Source organism: Shewanella baltica (assembly GCF_900456975.1).
Taxonomy (GTDB): Bacteria; Pseudomonadota; Gammaproteobacteria; order Enterobacterales; family Shewanellaceae; genus Shewanella; species Shewanella baltica.
In genome coordinates this window covers 2,322,506-2,339,545 of the sequence record NZ_UGYM01000002.1, presented here as the reverse complement: position 1 = coordinate 2,339,545, position 17,040 = coordinate 2,322,506, and the positions used below count along the sequence as shown (strand labels likewise).

The 17,040-nt window shown below is 45.9% G+C and carries 10 protein-coding genes; 4 read left to right on the top strand and 6 right to left on the bottom strand.

What is annotated here, in order from left to right; genetic code table 11:
- A complete protein-coding gene (locus DYH48_RS10440) occupies positions 1 to 1,500 on the top strand; it encodes an FMN-binding glutamate synthase family protein (protein WP_115334725.1) in 1,500 nt (499 codons plus the stop codon).
- A gap of 21 nt (positions 1,501 to 1,521) precedes the next feature.
- On the opposite strand, the gene DYH48_RS10435 is transcribed toward DYH48_RS10440, so the two are convergent.
- From DYH48_RS10435 to DYH48_RS10410, 6 genes are all read right to left on the bottom strand, one after another.
- Positions 1,522 to 1,731, bottom strand: coding sequence for a hypothetical protein (locus tag DYH48_RS10435; protein ID WP_006081509.1), 210 nt, complete (start codon positions 1,729 to 1,731; stop codon positions 1,522 to 1,524).
- 340 nt (positions 1,732 to 2,071) lie between these two features.
- On the bottom strand, positions 2,072 to 2,455 hold the full coding sequence (gloA2, locus tag DYH48_RS10430) for an SMU1112c/YaeR family gloxylase I-like metalloprotein (protein WP_115334724.1): 384 nt from the start codon (positions 2,453 to 2,455) through the stop codon (positions 2,072 to 2,074).
- A gap of 487 nt (positions 2,456 to 2,942) precedes the next feature.
- Positions 2,943 to 5,225, bottom strand: a complete 2,283-nt coding sequence (locus tag DYH48_RS10425) for an alpha-amylase family protein (RefSeq protein WP_115334723.1) — start codon at positions 5,223 to 5,225, stop codon at positions 2,943 to 2,945.
- On the bottom strand, positions 5,222 to 7,546 hold the full coding sequence (locus DYH48_RS10420) for a glycoside hydrolase family 13 protein (RefSeq protein ID WP_115334722.1): 2,325 nt from the start codon (positions 7,544 to 7,546) through the stop codon (positions 5,222 to 5,224). The genes DYH48_RS10425 and DYH48_RS10420 overlap by 4 nt, the downstream gene beginning before the upstream one ends.
- Before the next feature lie 100 nt (positions 7,547 to 7,646).
- Complete coding sequence (locus tag DYH48_RS10415) at positions 7,647 to 9,146, bottom strand: tryptophan halogenase family protein (RefSeq protein WP_115334721.1); 1,500 nt, start codon at positions 9,144 to 9,146, stop codon at positions 7,647 to 7,649.
- Positions 9,147 to 9,270: 124 nt separating this feature from the next.
- Positions 9,271 to 12,066, bottom strand: a complete 2,796-nt coding sequence (locus DYH48_RS10410; protein ID WP_115334720.1) for a TonB-dependent receptor — start codon at positions 12,064 to 12,066, stop codon at positions 9,271 to 9,273.
- A 496-nt stretch (positions 12,067 to 12,562) separates the two neighbouring features.
- Here DYH48_RS10410 and DYH48_RS10405 point away from each other — a divergent pair, with 496 nt between their 5' ends.
- The 3 genes from DYH48_RS10405 to DYH48_RS10395 all read left to right on the top strand — a co-directional run bounded on the left by DYH48_RS10405 (position 12,563) and on the right by DYH48_RS10395 (position 16,949).
- Positions 12,563 to 14,191: an alpha-glucosidase gene (locus DYH48_RS10405; protein WP_115334719.1), complete on the top strand. Its 1,629-nt coding sequence runs from the start codon at positions 12,563 to 12,565 to the stop codon at positions 14,189 to 14,191.
- 127 nt (positions 14,192 to 14,318) lie between these two features.
- The gene (locus DYH48_RS10400) at positions 14,319 to 15,590 is read left to right on the top strand and encodes a sugar MFS transporter (protein ID WP_006087299.1); all 1,272 of its coding nucleotides are present in this window, start codon (positions 14,319 to 14,321) and stop codon (positions 15,588 to 15,590) included.
- A gap of 144 nt (positions 15,591 to 15,734) precedes the next feature.
- Positions 15,735 to 16,949 carry an RsmB/NOP family class I SAM-dependent RNA methyltransferase gene (locus DYH48_RS10395; protein ID WP_011839950.1) on the top strand — a complete coding sequence of 405 codons (1,215 nt, stop codon included), beginning with the start codon at positions 15,735 to 15,737 and terminating at the stop codon, positions 16,947 to 16,949.
- Positions 16,950 to 17,040 lie beyond the last annotated feature (91 nt).

Sequence of the window (17,040 nt, the reverse complement as noted above, 5' to 3'; positions counted from 1 at the left end):
ATGAAGCAAGCCATTCGATTCACCACAATTGTCCTGGTTATTTTTGTCGCCATCATAGGCATTATACTCTGGCCTTTAGCGGGTTTGATTATGCTGGTGGCTTCGCTCGTGCTGCTTGGATTGTATGATTTATTTCAAACAAAACACTCGATACTGAGAAACTTTCCTGTCATCGGACATATGCGTTACCTATTAGAAATGATAGGCCCAGAGCTGCATCAATATTTCGTTGAGTCCGATACTGATGGCAAACCCATTAACAAGAATCATCGCAATTACATCTACGAGCGAGCCAAAGAGCAAAATCAAACACGCCCCTTTGGCACTCAGCTCGATGTATATGATGATAACTATAAATGGATGCAGCACAGCATCTATCCGGCGAAGAAAATGGACACTCCGCCAAGGGTTATCATTGGCGGGAAAGATTGCCAACAACCTTACAGTGCCAGCCTGTTTAATATCTCAGCCATGAGTTTTGGCGCTTTGAGTAAGAATGCAATCCAAGCCTTAAATTTGGGCGCTAAAGCAGGTGATTTTTTTCATGATACCGGCGAGGGCGGTATATCAGAATATCATTTACAAGGTGGCGATTTAGTGTGGGAAATCGGCACAGGGTATTTTGGTTGTCGCACCGAAAATGGCTGTTTCGATGCGGAAAAATTTAAACAAAAGGCCAATTGGGAGCAGGTGAAGATGATTGAAATCAAACTCTCACAAGGTGCAAAGCCCGGGCACGGAGGGGTACTTCCTGCAGCTAAAAATAATCAGGAAATTGCTGAAATAAGAGGTGTCCAACCCAATACCGATGTGCTTTCACCTCCCGGCCATTCCGCTTTTAGCGATGCAGAAGGGTTATTGCAGTTTGTTGAGCAATTGAGAGTGTTATCCAACGGAAAACCAGTCGGCTTCAAACTTGCCATAGGCAGTAAACAAGAGTTTATTGAAATATGTGAAAAAATGCTCGAAACAGGTATCAAACCCGATTTCATCACTGTGGATGGAGCGGAAGGGGGAACTGGCGCCGCCCCCATCGATTTCTCAAACTATGTCGGTATGCCTTGGGAAGATGCACTGATTTTTGCCGTGGATACGCTCAATACCTACAAGCTCAAAAAAGACATAAAAGTGATTACGGCGACTAAGATTTTTACCGCTTTTGATCTGTTTAAAGCCCTTTGTATTGGTGCTGATGTGTGTAACTCCGCTCGGGGTATGATGCTGGCTTTGGGTTGTGTTCAGTCCCTAAAATGCAACACCAATGAATGCCCTACAGGCGTCACCACAAATAACCCCACATTAGTGCGAGGCTTAGTGGTTGCAGAAAAGTGGAAAAGAGTCCGCAATTATCACCAACATATGTTGGACGATTTCTTGGCATTATTGGCCGCTTCGGGCTGCCATTCACTTGATGAAATGAATCGAAATTTAATTTATAGGAAAGTGGATAAGCAATGGCATTCCTATGCTGAAGTGGTAAAAACTCAGTGGATTATATGAATTTTGCACTGACTCTTACGGTTACAACTTCACAAAATACGGTAGCGCGATGAGGGCGATGCCGATGCAGACGAGTAAGATTAGGTTGCTGACAAAATAAGGGTAGATCATCAGGGTTATCCCAACGACGAGGGGGATGGGCGCGCCTTGGCGTTTGCCATAGGTGAAGAAACCTATGCCGAAGACACCAAATAGCATGCTCCAAATCAGTACCGCGGGATTATCTAGCACGCCTTGCTCCTTCTTATCTTCTGCATCGACTTAAGTTTGTCGTAATAGCCCATTCATTAGCTTGTAGTAAACACTCATAATATTAGTTCGTTGGCTTAGCTTGTAATATTAGCTCTTAATATGAGTTCTTAAGCACAGTGAGTGTAATCCTAAAGCAGACTTTCGGCGATTAAGCTTTCTTCATATTGAGACTTCACACTGTGACTTGAACTGCTACTTGTAATTGGCTCTCGAACTGCTACTTATATTGACAATTGATACAGTGACTTCGGATTTTGACCTCATAGCAGCGTTAAACACGTTTTTATATTTGCAGCTCGTTTGAGTTCCGATTGTGATTTTACACTTGGTAAAGCTCTAGGGGTAAACCGTCAGGATCGCTGAAAAAGGTGAATTGTTTACCTGTGTATTCATCGATACGAATGGCTTCCACTTCAATATTATGTGACTGCAAGTGTGCAACGGTTTCATCAATGGATTGTACCCTAAAGGCTAAATGCCTAAGCCCACAAGCTTCGGGATAACTCGGTCTTTGTGGCGGCTTGGTAAAAGAGAACAGCTCGATTTGACTTAAATCCGGCAACTGTAGATCGAGTTTAAAGGAGCTGCGCTGCGCTCGATAATGTTCCGCCAGCGGCTTGAGCCCTAAAATCGTCACGTAGAAATGTTTGGATTTTTCATAGTCGCTGCAAATAATTGCCGCGTGGTGTATGCCGAGTAACATAGGTTTCCTAATATCGCGTTTGAGATATTGTCTTAGCAGTGCATCTAAGTATTTATTCTTTTGTGCAGAGTAATACAATCACATTAAATATCTAATCAGTTCAGAGCCTCACAGGCATTTCAATCCAAGGCGCATTGACGCAGAAATGGTCATTCCCTTTTAAGTCAATGCAACACGGGAGTGGGATGCCTGTGAGGCTCCCGAAGGGCGGCTGATGTTAACGGCATGGCAACGCGCTTTATACTGCGTTTAAGGCTTTCGACAGAGCACCACTATGCCTTCAAGCCTTCGCCTTGTCTAAAGCGCGTTGAACTCACGCTGAATGAACAGATATTTTATACGATTGGTATATGTTCTTATTAGATTAAGACCCATCATCCTAAGATGGCGGGTCTTATTTGGCAACGTGTTATCTCGCTGAAGCAGGCCACATCATTTAACTAACGCATTCGACCTTTATTATTCAGCCGTATACTTATTTAGCCGCTTACTCATTCAGTTGCTTACTCGCGGACTCACTTTTCCGCTCATCTGCTACAATGGTGAGCGAGAGAATCGCCGACGACAGCGGGGCTAGTGTGAGCACTATCTTGCCTTCACCTTGTTCAAGCAGTAGCTGGCTTGTTTGATGATCTTCGAGTAAATCCTTAAGCGGATATACACCGTCCTTTAATTGCCACTGACGGATGAGCTCTTTGGGGAGCTTGAGCTGTAAGGCTTTTGATTCGGTCTGACTGAAGTTACTGACTACAATCAACTTTTGAGTCTGCTTTGAGGTCTGAGATATTACCTCGAAGCGGGCGAAGGCGAAGGTGCTGTCGTCATAGCCTGTTTCGTTTACAGTGCTCTTTTGAGTACTCATACTTTGAGCGCTGTTACTTTCAATGATATGACTTTGAGTCGCATTCTTCTTGCTGCGATTCGCGGCATCGAGTGAATAATATTGGCCTAACAGTGCAGGCGCAGTTTTGCCTGTGCTTAGATTCAATAGCTTTTGATAGTAAGCCCGCAGCGATGTTTCCTGCGCCGTTGATTGTCCACCATCAAACTTGCCATTGTTCATCCAGCGCTGATGGGCGGGGACACCAACATAGTCAAAAATACTGGTGCGTGATGCATGACCAAAGCCTGGATTGTCGATGGCGGCTTCTCCCACTTCTTGGCCAAAATACACTAACGTCGGTGAAGTACCTATCGTTGCCGACACTACCATGGCTGGCAGGGCATAGTTTGGATTTACGGCTTGGGTTTCTAGGGAGCTATTCGTTGGTCTATTTGTTTGTAGCGACGCTAAAAATGATGCATTACCAATACGTTGCTCGTCGTGGTTCTCTAAAAAGTGCAGCATGTGGGATTCAACATCGTGCACTTTTGCCTGATCCGCCGCGATATTAGCTGTGCTGGTTTTACCCGCCATCACGGCTTTTAGGGTGTCGTAAAGATCGACCTTATCGTACAGATAATCCATTTTTCCAAGCTGGATATAATCTCGGTATAACTTAGGGTTATAGACCTCGGCCAAGATAAAGGCATCGGGATTAGTGTGTTTTATCTGGCTGTTGAGGTAACTCCAAAACTCCACTGGCACCATTTCGGCCATATCGTATCGAAACCCATCGACTCCTTTCGTTAGCCAATATTGGGCAATCTGATTGAATTTAATCCAAGAGCTTGGGATCTCGGCTAAGTGTTGTTGCCAGAAAGTGTAATGCTGCGCTTCAGTAAAAGTGGCGAATTTGGCTGGCAGGCGAGGGAAGTCATAGGTGCCATCGGGGCGTACGCCGTAATTGATTTTAACTGTCTCGTACCAATCATTAGCATCGGGCTTGGCTAAGCGTGAGCCATTGCCTGTCCACTTTGCGGGAAATTCGTCGAATTTACCGTCACTTAAGGGGTGAGTTTCTCCGCCCAGCGGTTTAAGCTCTGCGGGTAAGCTTGGCACCTCAAAGGCATGCGCTTGTCCTTTCGTTCCCTTCACACTGTTATCAACGACGTAATAGAAGTTGTTGTTTTTGGCGTACTCCAAACTGGTATCATCATCTTCGCCAAAATCGCGCACGCCTTGGGGTTTACTGACCGATTGATAATGGCGTGCCACATGGTTTGGCACGATATCGATAATCACCTTTAAGCCGTGTTGATGGGTACGGGCAATCAGCGCTTCAAACTCGGCTAAACGGTTGGCAGGATTGACCGCCAGATCTGGGTTGACGTTGTAGTAATCTTTGACTGCGTAGGGTGATCCTGCGCGGCCTTTTACCACATCGGGATCATCCGCGCTTACGCCAATCTCACTGTAATCACCAATCAAGGCATGGTGCGGAACGCCCGTGTACCACACATGGGTGACGCCTAGGTCCTTGATGCTATTGAGTGCAACATCGTCGATATCATTAAATTTGCCGACACCGTTGTCGGCAATTGTTCCCCAAGGTTTATTCGTTGGATTTTTATTGCCATAAAGGCGAGTAAAAATCTGATATACCACAGGTTTTAGCGTCATAACCTCACTCTCAGACTTTGGCTGTAACTCATTATCAAGCGCCTGCGCCGATGCATTTGCCGATAAGCAAAAAAGCGAGGCAGTTAATAAAGCTGCACTAGATAAAGAGGCATTAAACAAAGACTGTAGACATAAATTGAGTGATGAATGCCGCGACTGTCGGCGCTGCGGGGCTTTCGCTGCTTTGGACAGTAAAGCCATTATGGGAAATTTAGCCGCTTGTTGGCTCTGAGTCACTCTGGAATCGATAGGCGATAAAAAGCTCAAGGCTGAGTTCCTTTTTGAGTTGAGTTTTTGGCTAGGTTGATAGCAGTGTTGTTAGTATGAGCGCGCGTTAAAGCGTTAGCTTGATTCCTAGTGAGCATTGAATCTTGGCGGCTCGGCAAGCCAGCATTCAGCGGCGACTTAGTCTTAGACTTAGATTTAGTCTTAGAATTAGGCTTAAGCTCGAGGATAGTGACCCCTGCGTGGGGCAATGCTAGCGCTTGATTGAGTGAAACTGTTTTGCCACTGATGATATCTGTAGCGGCGCCGCTATCGCCAAGTACACTGGCAAAGCGCTTTATATCTAGCGTGACTGCCTTGTCATTCTTATTGTAAATCACCATGACTTTATCGGCCGAGGGCTGAGTGCAGGCATTGTGTTGAGTTAGAGAGTTGTTTTGTATTAGTGACTTAAGCGCCTCGGCTTTTTGTTCAGCAGATAATGGCGCATTTAATGCGCAACGAAATTGCACATAGACGCCATCTTGCGGCACAAAGTGCAGTAAGTCGCCCGATTGTAGCGCAGGGGATTGTTTACGGTAATTTAGTAGGGTACGGACAAATTGCTGTGCTTGTCGCTGGGGTTCACTCAGTCCTTGGCCGGTAAAGGCGTTAGTGGCACTGTTGGCAAAACCGCCGGGGAAATCACTGCGCACAACGCCATCGTGACGGCCTTCTGTCGGGCTGGTCATTAACACTTCTGTACCGTAGAACAGCTGCGGAATGCGTTTGGCGGTCAGTACATAGGTGAGTGCCATCTTGTATAAGTCTATATTTTCTTTCACTAAACTGAAGATACGATTGGTGTCGTGATTGCCTTCAAATAGCACTAGTTTACTGGGGTCGGCATACACAACATCGTTGGCTAACATCTCGTAAAGCTTGATAAAACCTGTGTCCCAAGTTTCTGGCTCATTAAGGCTGGCAATTAATTTTTCATATAGCGGGAAGTCCATCAAACTGGGTAAATCTGAGGTATAGCCATCGGCATTGATTTTGCCCTTTTGCCAATAGGACACTGTGATGGGGTTTGCGGTCCATTCTTCGCCCACAATATTAAAATTCGGGTACTCAGTCATTACGGCCTTAGACCATTTAGCGAGAAACCCTTTGTCGGCGTAGGAATAAGTATCTTCGCGGATCCCTGAAAGTCCTGCGTACTCGACCCACCAAATACTGTTTTGGATAAGATAGGTTGCCAGTTTGGGATTGCTTTGATTCAGATCCGGCATAGTGTCGGTAAACCAGCCGTCGACAAAATCAATATGATCTTGCGCTGCCGCGTAGGGATCTTGCACTGTGGTGCGCCTATGGCTGGTGAAACGGGGGCTGGTAACGCTGGATTTCATAGCACTGGATTTAGTTTCGGCAGACTGAATCAAGTCAGGCTTGGATTCGCGATTATGTAGCTGCGTTTTTGTGGCGTCATTGAGCCAGTCTTGGCTAGGTAAATCGTTGAGCCACCAATGATTAGAGCCGATATGATTCACGACAACATCTTTAATCACCCCAAGGCCAAGCTTGTTTGCCTTAGCGACTAAGGCTTTATAATCCTCGTTGCTGCCAAAGCGGGGATCAACGCGGTATAAATTAGTAATTGAGTACCCGTGGTATGAATAGTGGGCTTGATTATTCTCAAGCAGTGGATTGAGCCATAACTGAGTCACCCCGAGCTTTGCCAGATACGCTAAGTGCTGGCTGATCCCTGCGATATCGCCGCCATGGCGAGCATCGGGATAATTGGGGTTGCTAGGATTGCTATTAAAGTTAGCCGCAACTTGCTCTAGCATATCGGCCTGATTGTCATTACTGGTGTCGCCATTGGCGAATCTATCCGGGGTGATAAGGTAAATCACATCCTTATTGCTAAACCCTTGGCGCTCACGGCTGCCCTCAGCACGCGCTTGCAACGTATAGGGCAGGCGATAAAGAGGCTTGTTGGTTTTTGAAGCCGAGTCAGTGCTGGAAATCACCAGCTCAAAGGTTTGCGGCGCAGCTTGGCTCAGATCTAAATTGATAAACAGATAGTGAGGGTTATCAGTGTGTTCAAGGCTTTTTAGCGTGATGCCGTGCCCTTGGATATTAACCTTAAGCTGCTGCGGTAAGCTAGGCAGCTCGCGGCTATACAGCATCAACTGTAACTCAGGATTGTGCATCCCCGCCCACCAAAAAGCGGGTTCAAGTGTCAGGTCTTGAGGCTGGCTTGATGTGCCTTGAAGTGGTAAAGAGAGACTGCTTGAACTTGCCTGCGCTGTGTTGGCAGAGGCGCCTAGGCTAAGCATAATCACTAAGGAAGTGGTGAGAGTCCGCAGGTTTAATATCATATTCTTTCCTTGTTGATTCAAATTTAAACTGCAAGTTCAATTTATAAATCGATGAGTTAGTACACTCTTAACGTCAGTTGTAACTCTTAAGCCGTATTTATTATTTATGTGTCGATAAGTGCGCTAAATACTGGTCATGGGTTGGTAGCTTAGTGACGGTATTATCAATAATGGTGCGCATGTTGAGCAGAAATTCACTCAGTGCTTGCGGTTGAATGGTTGCCGCTAATGGATTGAAATCCCGAGGCCTAATGCCTTGCCCCAACATGACTTGAATCCATGCGGCTTCGGTAAAGAGTTCATCTTGATGTCTAAACACTGTGCCTGTGGCACGAAATAGGGCGATTTTTTGCTGTAAACTCTCTGGCAGAACCATGGTTCTGCATTGATGCCAAAACCCATTTTCCTGAGCATCTTCCCTTTGGTTTAAATGATAGTGCAAGATAATAAAATCGCGGATTTGTTCAAATTCAAGTTGGGACTGGCGATTAAATTCATCGACATTCGCTTGTGCAATTCCTTGATGTGGAAAGAGTTTACTCAAGCGAATAATCGCTGATTGGACTAAATGCAAGCTGGTGGATTCTAAAGGCTCTAAGAATCCACTCGAAAGGCCGATGGCGACACAATTTTTATGCCACTGTTTGATTCGTCGTCCGGTCGTGAAATTGATTTTCTTAGGTTCAGCCAAAGGCTTACCATCTAAATTACTGAGTAAAAGCTGTTTGGCAGCGTCATCACTGATATAGCGACTGCAATAGACTAACCCATTGCCTGTGCGGTGTTGCAGCGGGATCCGCCATTGCCAACCCGCATCATGGGCGATAGAACGTGTATAAGGCGTTATTGCTGGCGTTTTTTCGCAGGGTACGGCATATGCGCTGTCGCAGGGGAGCAAGTGTTGGTAGCTATCGAAGCCAACCTTGAGCGCTTTTTTTATCAGTAGCGCGGCAAAGCCCGAGCAATCTATAAAGAAATCGGCTTTTATGGTTTGTCCTGATCCTAAGGTTACACTTTCAATATCGCCGTTTGGCGTGAGTTCAACCGCCGTAATTTGGCCTTCGATACGCTTTACTCCGAGTTGCTCACTGAAACGTCGTAAAAATTGGGCATAGAGCGCTGCATCGAAATGATAAGCATGAGTTAAGCCTGCAAGGGGAGAGTTTGGGATCTGCTGGAGTACTTGAAATTTATTGTGTTTTGCCGCTTGGTAATTAACCGAGTAATCCCAAAATGAATTGACCTCTTTTGGGGAGGTGCTGAGCCAGTAATGATGAAATTGAGTAAAACCTATATCTTTACCTACATTGCCAAAAGCATGCATATAGGCTTCATCTGGTTTGCCCCAATTTTCGAATTGAATACCCAATTTAAACGTTGCTTGGGTGGCATTGATAAAATCGGCTTCGGAAATCCCAAGGACGTTATTGAATATTTGCAGTGGTGGAATGGTGGCTTCACCTACGCCCACTGTGCCTATATCTTCAGATTCAATCAGGGTGATATTCAGTGTTGATTTAAACAATCTTGCCAACATGGCCGCCGTCATCCAACCTGAAGAACCGCCACCGACAATGACGATATCTTTGATTTTATTCATGATATATGCCTTTTATTTTATAATTAGTGGTGATCAGTTAACGCAGATGAATAGCCTAGTGGCTTGAAATGATAAAGTAAAAAAGCCTCTGTAACAGGTTACAGAGGCTTTAAGCCGTGCAGGATTAGAACTTATAGTTCGCGCCTAACATAAAGTTACGGCCATAGTTTTGGTAATCACGGACTAAACGTTGATCATCGCTAGTGTAAGAGGTGAAAGGCTCGTTGGTTAAGTTGTTCACTTGGAACTGGACAGATAAACCATACAGAGACTCGATACCGCTTTCGCTAAAGTCATAACCGATTTGTGCATCGACCACAGTTTCCGCTTTGATGTTCACGTTTTCGCGTTGCAGGCTGATCTTTGTTACTTCACCTAGGAAGTCGCTGCGGTAGCGTGAGCTAATGCGTGCTTCAAAGCCTGAGTTTTCATAGTAGATCGTCGCGTTTAAGGTTTTTTCTGACAGACCTGGCAAGGTTGTTGGATTACTGGTCGGGGTTTCCTTCACTTCACTGTCGTTATACGAGCCACTAATAACAGTACCAAAGCCACTTAACACATCGGCAAACATACCAAAGTCGACAGATACAGAGGCTTCAACACCTTGAACATAACCACCTTCACCGTTTTGTGGTTGGGTGACATCGCCAATCGGGTTATCAGTAGGCCCTTGTGGGAATAGGGTGCTGAAATCAAAGTCTGTATGTTGATCGTAAACGAAGTTTTCAAGATCTTTGTAGAATACTGCTACCGAGAAATAACCTTGGTCGCTGAAATAGTTTTCATAGCTTAAGTCATATTGACGGGCTAACCATGGACGTAACTCAGGATTACCTGCGTTACCACTCCAGTTAACGTTGCCACCACTTGGGTTAGCTGAATAAGTGTAGTTTAGGTTGGCATTCATTTTGTCCATGCGTGAACGGGTTAACGTGCGCGCTGCGGCTAAACGAACCACTTGGCTATCGGCGACTTCGAAACTTAAGTTAACGCTTGGCAGCCATTCAACATAGGAATCACCCGCAGTGCGTGGTGTTAACACCACTAAGCCATTTTCAACCGTTGCCACTGTACCGTCAGAGGACTGATCGGTATGAACCGCTTGTAAGCCTGCGTTGCCAGTCAAAGGAATACCAAACACTTCTGATTCAAGGTTGGCCATCACATAGCCCGTTGTCACTTTTTCCTGTACAGCCCAAGAGTTAGTAGCGCGGGAAAGATCCACATCAGCGACGTCAGTTTCTGTATAGTTACCGTCATTGTAGAAAGCCAACGAGTCGTAACTTAATACATTGCCCATGCCAAAGAAGTCTAGTGACGTTGGTGCAAGTAAGTATTGATCTGGTACTGCCATAGTGTAATTGGCAGAACCGTCATAACCTTTGAGTGTCAGGTAATAACCTTTATCTAATTTGGTTTTATCGCGATTAGTACGATTCACACCAAACTCAACGCTACGAACGGCACCGCCATCGAGCACATATTCAGCGCTTAAACGGAAGGATTTTAGCTCATCCTCAATTTCAGGTTTGTTGATAAAGCCGTCTTGAGTGTTAGCGCCTAGCGGGCTACCCCAACCGAGTGGATCGCCAAGTTTGATCAGGTTTTTATCAGAATAATCGAGGTTATGGTCAAATACATAACCGCCTTTACCGTTGTAAGCAAAGCCTAAATCGTCAACAGCACCCACACCTGTACCGCGGCCAGTTCCTGAGTAACTTTCCATACCTATGTCAGTACGGTTAGCTCTAGACATGGAGATATCGGCTTCAACATTCCAGTTATCATTGATGTTGAATTTGTTATTCCAGCCAATAGACAGAGAATCCGCATCACGTTTGTTCACGTCGTTACGGATAACGACTTCAGCGCCATTAATGGCACCAGCTGTCATTAATCCATCACTCACTGTAGGAGAAACTAGTCCACCATTAGTACCCCATGCACCAGGGATTTCAATGCCTCGTAGGCGTTGATCATCGGTAAATTTTGAGTAGTAAATATCTAAGGTTGAGTGGAAAGTGGTATTTGGTGCATATTCAAATACGGCGAGCACACCATCACGTTCTAATTCACTTGAGCGAACGAAGGGCTTGGCTCCACCTAAACCTTTAAATCCAGCTGCTTCGCCAGGTACACCATTATAATCGGCATTGGCGTTATAAAACTCTTGGCCATTATTAATGTGCTTATATAAATCTGGGTAACCCCAAGCTTGCCAACGTTCTTCTTGGTTAGGTGACATCATGCGAGCATAACCAATGGCGACACCAATAGTGTCATCGGCGAATTGGTCAATATAAGAGATGCTGCCGCGGTAGCCTGTGTCACTTGAGCCGCTGTTTAATGAACCTAAATCGTTCATTTCGCCGCGTAGCGAAACGGCAATCGTTTGTTCACCGTGGGCTAAAGGACTGATTGTTTGCATATCAACCGTACCGCCGATGGCTTGCGCCATCACAGAGGCATCGGGTGTCTTGTAAACCACAACGCGATTTAATAACTCAGATGGATATTGGTCGAATTCCACACTGCGGTTATCGTTTACAGAGGCTTGTTCGCGACCATTTAATGTGGCGGTAGTGAAGTCAGGGCCCATACCGCGGATAGAAATCACGTTGGCACGACCATCGAGTCGTTGTGCCGATACGCCAGGTAATCGTGCTAGAGATTCTGCAATACTGACATCAGGTAATTTACCTATGTCTTCCGCTGAAATGGCTTCAACGATAGAAGAAGATGACATCTTAAGTGATTGGGATTCTTGCAAGCTACGACGAATACCAGTGACTTGAATCACTTCAATATTTTCATCTTTAGCTGTCTTATCTGTCGCCGCTTCATCTGCCGCATAGGAGTGCATACTCGCACCTGCGGCAATGAGCGCTAAGGTTAGCAAACTGGGTTTAAATCGCATCATATCTCTCTTCCCCTTGGAGTCGCTTTATCGCTTTGTAGAGCGTTTTATCGTTATCACCGCGTTATGTTTGCGGCCTTTTTTTTTGGTATCTGGGCGCTTAATTGACTGCATAAGTGCTGCGTTTATGACCAAATTGTTATGCAACGGTGAAGATACTACTCCCGAGCTTCTTAGCGGAACAACAGAGTGCATACGTATTCAATGCCTCGTTGAGTTAAGAATAGCCGTTAATTGAGGGAAATCTCATGGAATAAAATGATTTTGCTTTGCAATTAAGTAGCTGTTAATAAATGATAAAGTGAGTTAATGCTCAATGTGATTTATGGTGCAGCCTTCTGCATACGTATGCAGGTGTATTGAACCTTATTTCCCTCTTCACGTATGCTCGGTGACACAAAATAAGCCGCGATACCTTTACTCTGCAGTAACAAAACGATAACTGTTTGCGTGAGTGTGTTAGGGAAGATCGCTGTAGAATAACGATAAAGGGGCAACAATGAGTGAGTTAACTTGGTGGCGTGGTGCGGTGATTTACCAAATTTATCCGCGTAGCCTTTTAGATACGAATGGTGATGGCGTTGGTGATTTGCGTGGCATTATCACTAAGCTTGACTACATTGCGAGCCTCAATGTCGATGCCATCTGGATTTCGCCTTTCTTTAAATCGCCTATGGCAGATTTTGGCTACGACATCAGTGATTACCGTGAAGTTGACCCTCTTTTTGGCACTATGCATGATTTCGATGAATTGATTGAAAAAGCCCACGGCTTAGGCATTAAGGTCATTATCGATCAAGTATTAAGTCATACCTCTGATCAGCATGCGTGGTTTGTTGAAAGCCGCGAGAGCCGTACGAATCCCAAAGCGGATTGGTACGTGTGGGCCGATCCTAAGGAAGACGGCACAGCACCTAACAACTGGCTCGCGATTTTTGGTGGTTGCGCTTGGGAATGGGAACCGCGCAGACAACAATACTATTTACATAATTTCCTGCGTAGCCAGCCCGATATCAACTTCCATAACCCTGACGTGCGCCAAGCTGTGCTGGATAATGTCGAGTTCTGGCTTAAAAAAGGCGTTGATGGATTCCGCTTAGATGCAATTACCTTCTGTTATCACGATGAACAGCTCAGGGACAATCCGGCAAAACCTAAGGATAAACGTCAGGGCCGAGGTTTCAGTGAAGATAACCCTTACGCCTATCAATATCATTACTACAATAATGACCGTCCGCAAACTATCGCGTTTATCGAAGATTTACGAAAGCTTATCAATCGTTATCCTGGTGCGGTGACCTTAGGTGAAGTGTCTGCAGAAGACTCTTTAGCTGTGATGGCGGCTTACACTAAGGGTGAAGATCGCCTGCACATGGCCTACAGTTTTGAGCTATTAACCGACGATTACAGTGCCGCTTATATTCGCCAAACCGTAGAAGCATTAGAAGCGAGCATAGGTGATGGGTGGCCTTGTTGGGCTATCGGTAATCATGATGTGCAGCGCGTGGCGAGCCGTTGGGGGCAGGGCAAACAGAATTCAGACATGGTCAAAATGCTCAATGCCATGCTAAGTTCACTGCGCGGTAGTGTGTGTAGTTATCAAGGTGAAGAACTCGGTTTAACCGAAGCGCCGATTGAATACCATGAGTTGCAAGATCCCTTTGGCAAAACCTTCTGGCCTATGTTTAAAGGCCGTGATGGTTGCCGTACGCCAATGCCATGGCAGCAAGGCGCCGATTTTAGCGGTTTTAGTGAGGTTTCACCCTGGTTGCCGATCGCCCCTGCGCATCAAGCGTTAGCGGTGGATGTACAAGAATCAGATGCAGATTCCATGCTTAACGGTTATCGACGTTTTCTTGCTTGGCGTAAATTACATCCAGTGTTGGTTGAAGGCGATATCCAATTTGTGGATACCAACGAGCCCATCTTGGCCTTTATCCGCACCTTAGGAGAGCTCAAAATATTCGTCGGATTCAACTTAGGCGATACCAATGTTGAGTTGGATTTATCACAGTTGGAATTGGGTGAAATATTAACGGGACACGGCCTGAAAACCGCACAAATAGAAAACAATCAGCTGAAGTTTTCGGCATTTGCCAGCTTTTATGCAGTTTTAAACGGAAAATGATTCATTTTTATTCGGCTGAGGTGTTATATACCCAAGCCCACTATTCGACGTAAAGCCGCCCACGGGCACACTGGGGAATGTAACCTTACTGAGTTCCTGATAATAAAAACATACAGAGAGAATAACTATGGCGTCATCAATTAATACCGGTAGCTACACGAGCAGCACTGGCGAAAATGGGTCGGGCAGTTATCGTTTTGCCTTGATCTCATTGACTTCACTGTTTTTTATGTGGGGTTTTATCACTTGCTTGAACGATATTCTGATCCCGCATCTTAAAGCGGTGTTTTCGCTGAATTACACTCAAGCCATGTTGATCCAATTTTGTTTCTTCGGTGCTTACTTCTTAGTGTCGATCCCCGCCGGTAACTTAGTGAAAAAGCTGGGTTATCAAAAGGGGATTGTTACCGGTCTTGTGATTGCGAGTATTGGCTGTGCGCTGTTTTATCCAGCGGCCACGCTAGCGACCTACAATCTGTTTCTTGGCGCGTTATTCGTTCTAGCATCGGGCATCACTATCCTACAAGTGGCAGCCAACCCCTATGTTAACGCCTTAGGCAGTAGCGAAACTGCCTCGAGCCGTTTGAATTTAACGCAAGCTTTCAATGCGTTAGGAACAACAGTCGCACCATTCTTTGGTGCCATGTTAATTCTTTCTGTTGCCAGTTCTGTATCAAGCGATTTAGCCCACGCGAGCGCCGAAGCCGAAGTGGTAAAACTGCCATACCTGTTACTTTCTGGCGCCTTGGCTATTTTAGCGCTGATTTTTGCGAAATTAGATTTACCTGTGATCCGTGAGCATGATGAAAGTGTTCAAGGTGAAGTCCAAACCCATCTAGGTAAAACCAGTGCCTTGCAAAGCAAGCACTTAGTGCTCGGCGCTGTGGGTATTTTTGTGTATGTCGGTGCCGAAGTGTCTATCGGTAGCTTCTTGGTCAGCTTCTTAGGTGAAAGCCATATTGCCGGTATGCCAGAAGCCGAAGCCGCCCATTACATCGCCTATTACTGGGGCGGCGCTATGGTGGGACGTTTCATTGGCTCTGTGGTGATGCAAAAAGTGCCTGCTGGCTCAGTGCTTGCCTTTAATGCCTTTATGGCGGCGCTACTTGTGGTTGTGGCGATGACAACCAGTGGCAGCATTGCTATGTGGGCAATCCTTGGTGTGGGGTTATTTAACTCGATTATGTTCCCAACGATCTTCAGCTTAGCGCTGCGTGATTTAGGTCCACACACTTCACAGGGCAGTGGCATTCTGTGTCTGGCAATTGTGGGTGGTGCGATTCTACCTTTATTCCAAGGCATGTTAGCGGATAACCTCGGCGTGCAACTCGCCTTTATTCTGCCCGTGATTTGTTATGGCTTTATCCTGTTCTACGGCTCTAAAGGCTCAAAAATGTAACGGGTTAACTGGCTTAAACTAAAAAGCGATCCCTTTGGATCGCTTTTTTTATGGCTTTAACCTTAACTCAGCGCCAGCGTGCTTGCGTATTAGGGCCTGACCTCCTATGATCCTCCGGTTTTATCATTCATGGTGACCTTTTAAATGTTGAATTCTCCGCTTTCTGCCAGCTCGAACGAATTAGTGATCAGTATCTTAACTATGGTGCTGAGCCAAGGAAAACCCTTAGATCGGGCCTATTCTCAGCATTTTTCTGGGTTGCAATTGGTACCCGCCGAACAGGCGCGTATCGCATTAACGACGGGTGATATCCTACGTCGCTTAAATTTATATTGTTATCTGGCGGAAATCAGTCCAGATGAGATGGAGCGTTTTGGTTCTAAATTACTTAATGCATGGCATTTATTCCACGGGCTTGAATTGCCTAAAATGCAATATTCGCTGCAAGTCGATGAGGCGCGTTTAGCCGAGCGCACCGAGCAGGCGAAAACTAAGCCAGTACTGTGGGACGGTTGCCCTGAGTGGCTCGATGCGATGGGCCGTGAGCAATTAGGCGAGTCTTGGGAAAAGGAGCGCGCCGCGTTAAGTACCGCGCCGAAGCGTTTTTTACGCGCAAATGGCCTTAAAGTGACGCGTGAGGAATTGGCCGCTAAGCTTGCCGCTGAGTTTGTGAGCACGCTGAGCGTTGATGGGGTCGATTCTGCCCTTGAAGTGACCTCCGATTCTGCCTTGTTCCGTACCCAAAGCTTTAAAGATGGCTTATTCGAGCAGCAAGATGCGGGCTCTCAGCGCGTGGCGGCGGCGCTTGATGCCAAGCCAGGCATGAAAGTTATTGATGCTTGCGCAGGCGCGGGTGGCAAAACCTTACACATAGCCGCGCAAATGCAGGGCAAAGGGCGCTTGTTGGCCATGGATGTGGAGCAATGGAAACTCGACAAACTCAAAGAGCGTGCCCGTCGCAATGGGGCGCACAATGTCGAAACCCGCGTTATCGCCAGCAGTAAAACCATTAAACGCTTAAAGCTCAGTGCCGATCGGGTATTACTCGATGTGCCATGCTCAGGTTTGGGCGTATTAAAGCGTAATCCAGATGCAAAATGGCGCGATACTGTTGAGCGTTTACCTGTGCTAATGGAGCTGCAAAAGCACATTTTGACCAGCTACAGCCGCATGGTGAAGGTTGGTGGCATAGTGGTTTATGCGACCTGTTCTATCTTCCCCTGCGAGAACCGCGGTCAAGTCGATGCGTTTTTAGCCGAGAATCCTAATTTCCGCCTGATTGAGGATGAAAGTATCAGCCCAGCTGATAGCGGATTTGATGGTTTTTACCTTGCAAAACTTGAACGTATTCAAGAATAAAGCCTTGCAGTTAAGACTAAAGTAAGCCCTTTATTGAATTGATACAGGGTTTACTTAGTTAACATTAGTGCCTAGAATTTCCTATAAGTTA

What these genes read in the sequence shown, in the direction of transcription:
- DYH48_RS10440 (WP_115334725.1), top strand. Translation starts at nt 1, where the DNA reads ATGAAGCAAGCCATTCGATTCACCACAATTGTCCTGGTTATTTTTGTC.
- gloA2 (WP_115334724.1), bottom strand. Translation starts at nt 2,455, where the DNA reads ATGTTACTCGGCATACACCACGCGGCAATTATTTGCAGCGACTATGAA.
- DYH48_RS10420 (WP_115334722.1), bottom strand. Translation starts at nt 7,546, where the DNA reads ATGATATTAAACCTGCGGACTCTCACCACTTCCTTAGTGATTATGCTT.
- DYH48_RS10415 (WP_115334721.1), bottom strand. Translation starts at nt 9,146, where the DNA reads ATGAATAAAATCAAAGATATCGTCATTGTCGGTGGCGGTTCTTCAGGT.
- DYH48_RS10410 (WP_115334720.1), bottom strand. Translation starts at nt 12,066, where the DNA reads ATGATGCGATTTAAACCCAGTTTGCTAACCTTAGCGCTCATTGCCGCA.
- DYH48_RS10405 (WP_115334719.1), top strand. Translation starts at nt 12,563, where the DNA reads ATGAGTGAGTTAACTTGGTGGCGTGGTGCGGTGATTTACCAAATTTAT.
- DYH48_RS10400 (WP_006087299.1), top strand. Translation starts at nt 14,319, where the DNA reads ATGGCGTCATCAATTAATACCGGTAGCTACACGAGCAGCACTGGCGAA.
- DYH48_RS10395 (WP_011839950.1), top strand. Translation starts at nt 15,735, where the DNA reads ATGTTGAATTCTCCGCTTTCTGCCAGCTCGAACGAATTAGTGATCAGT.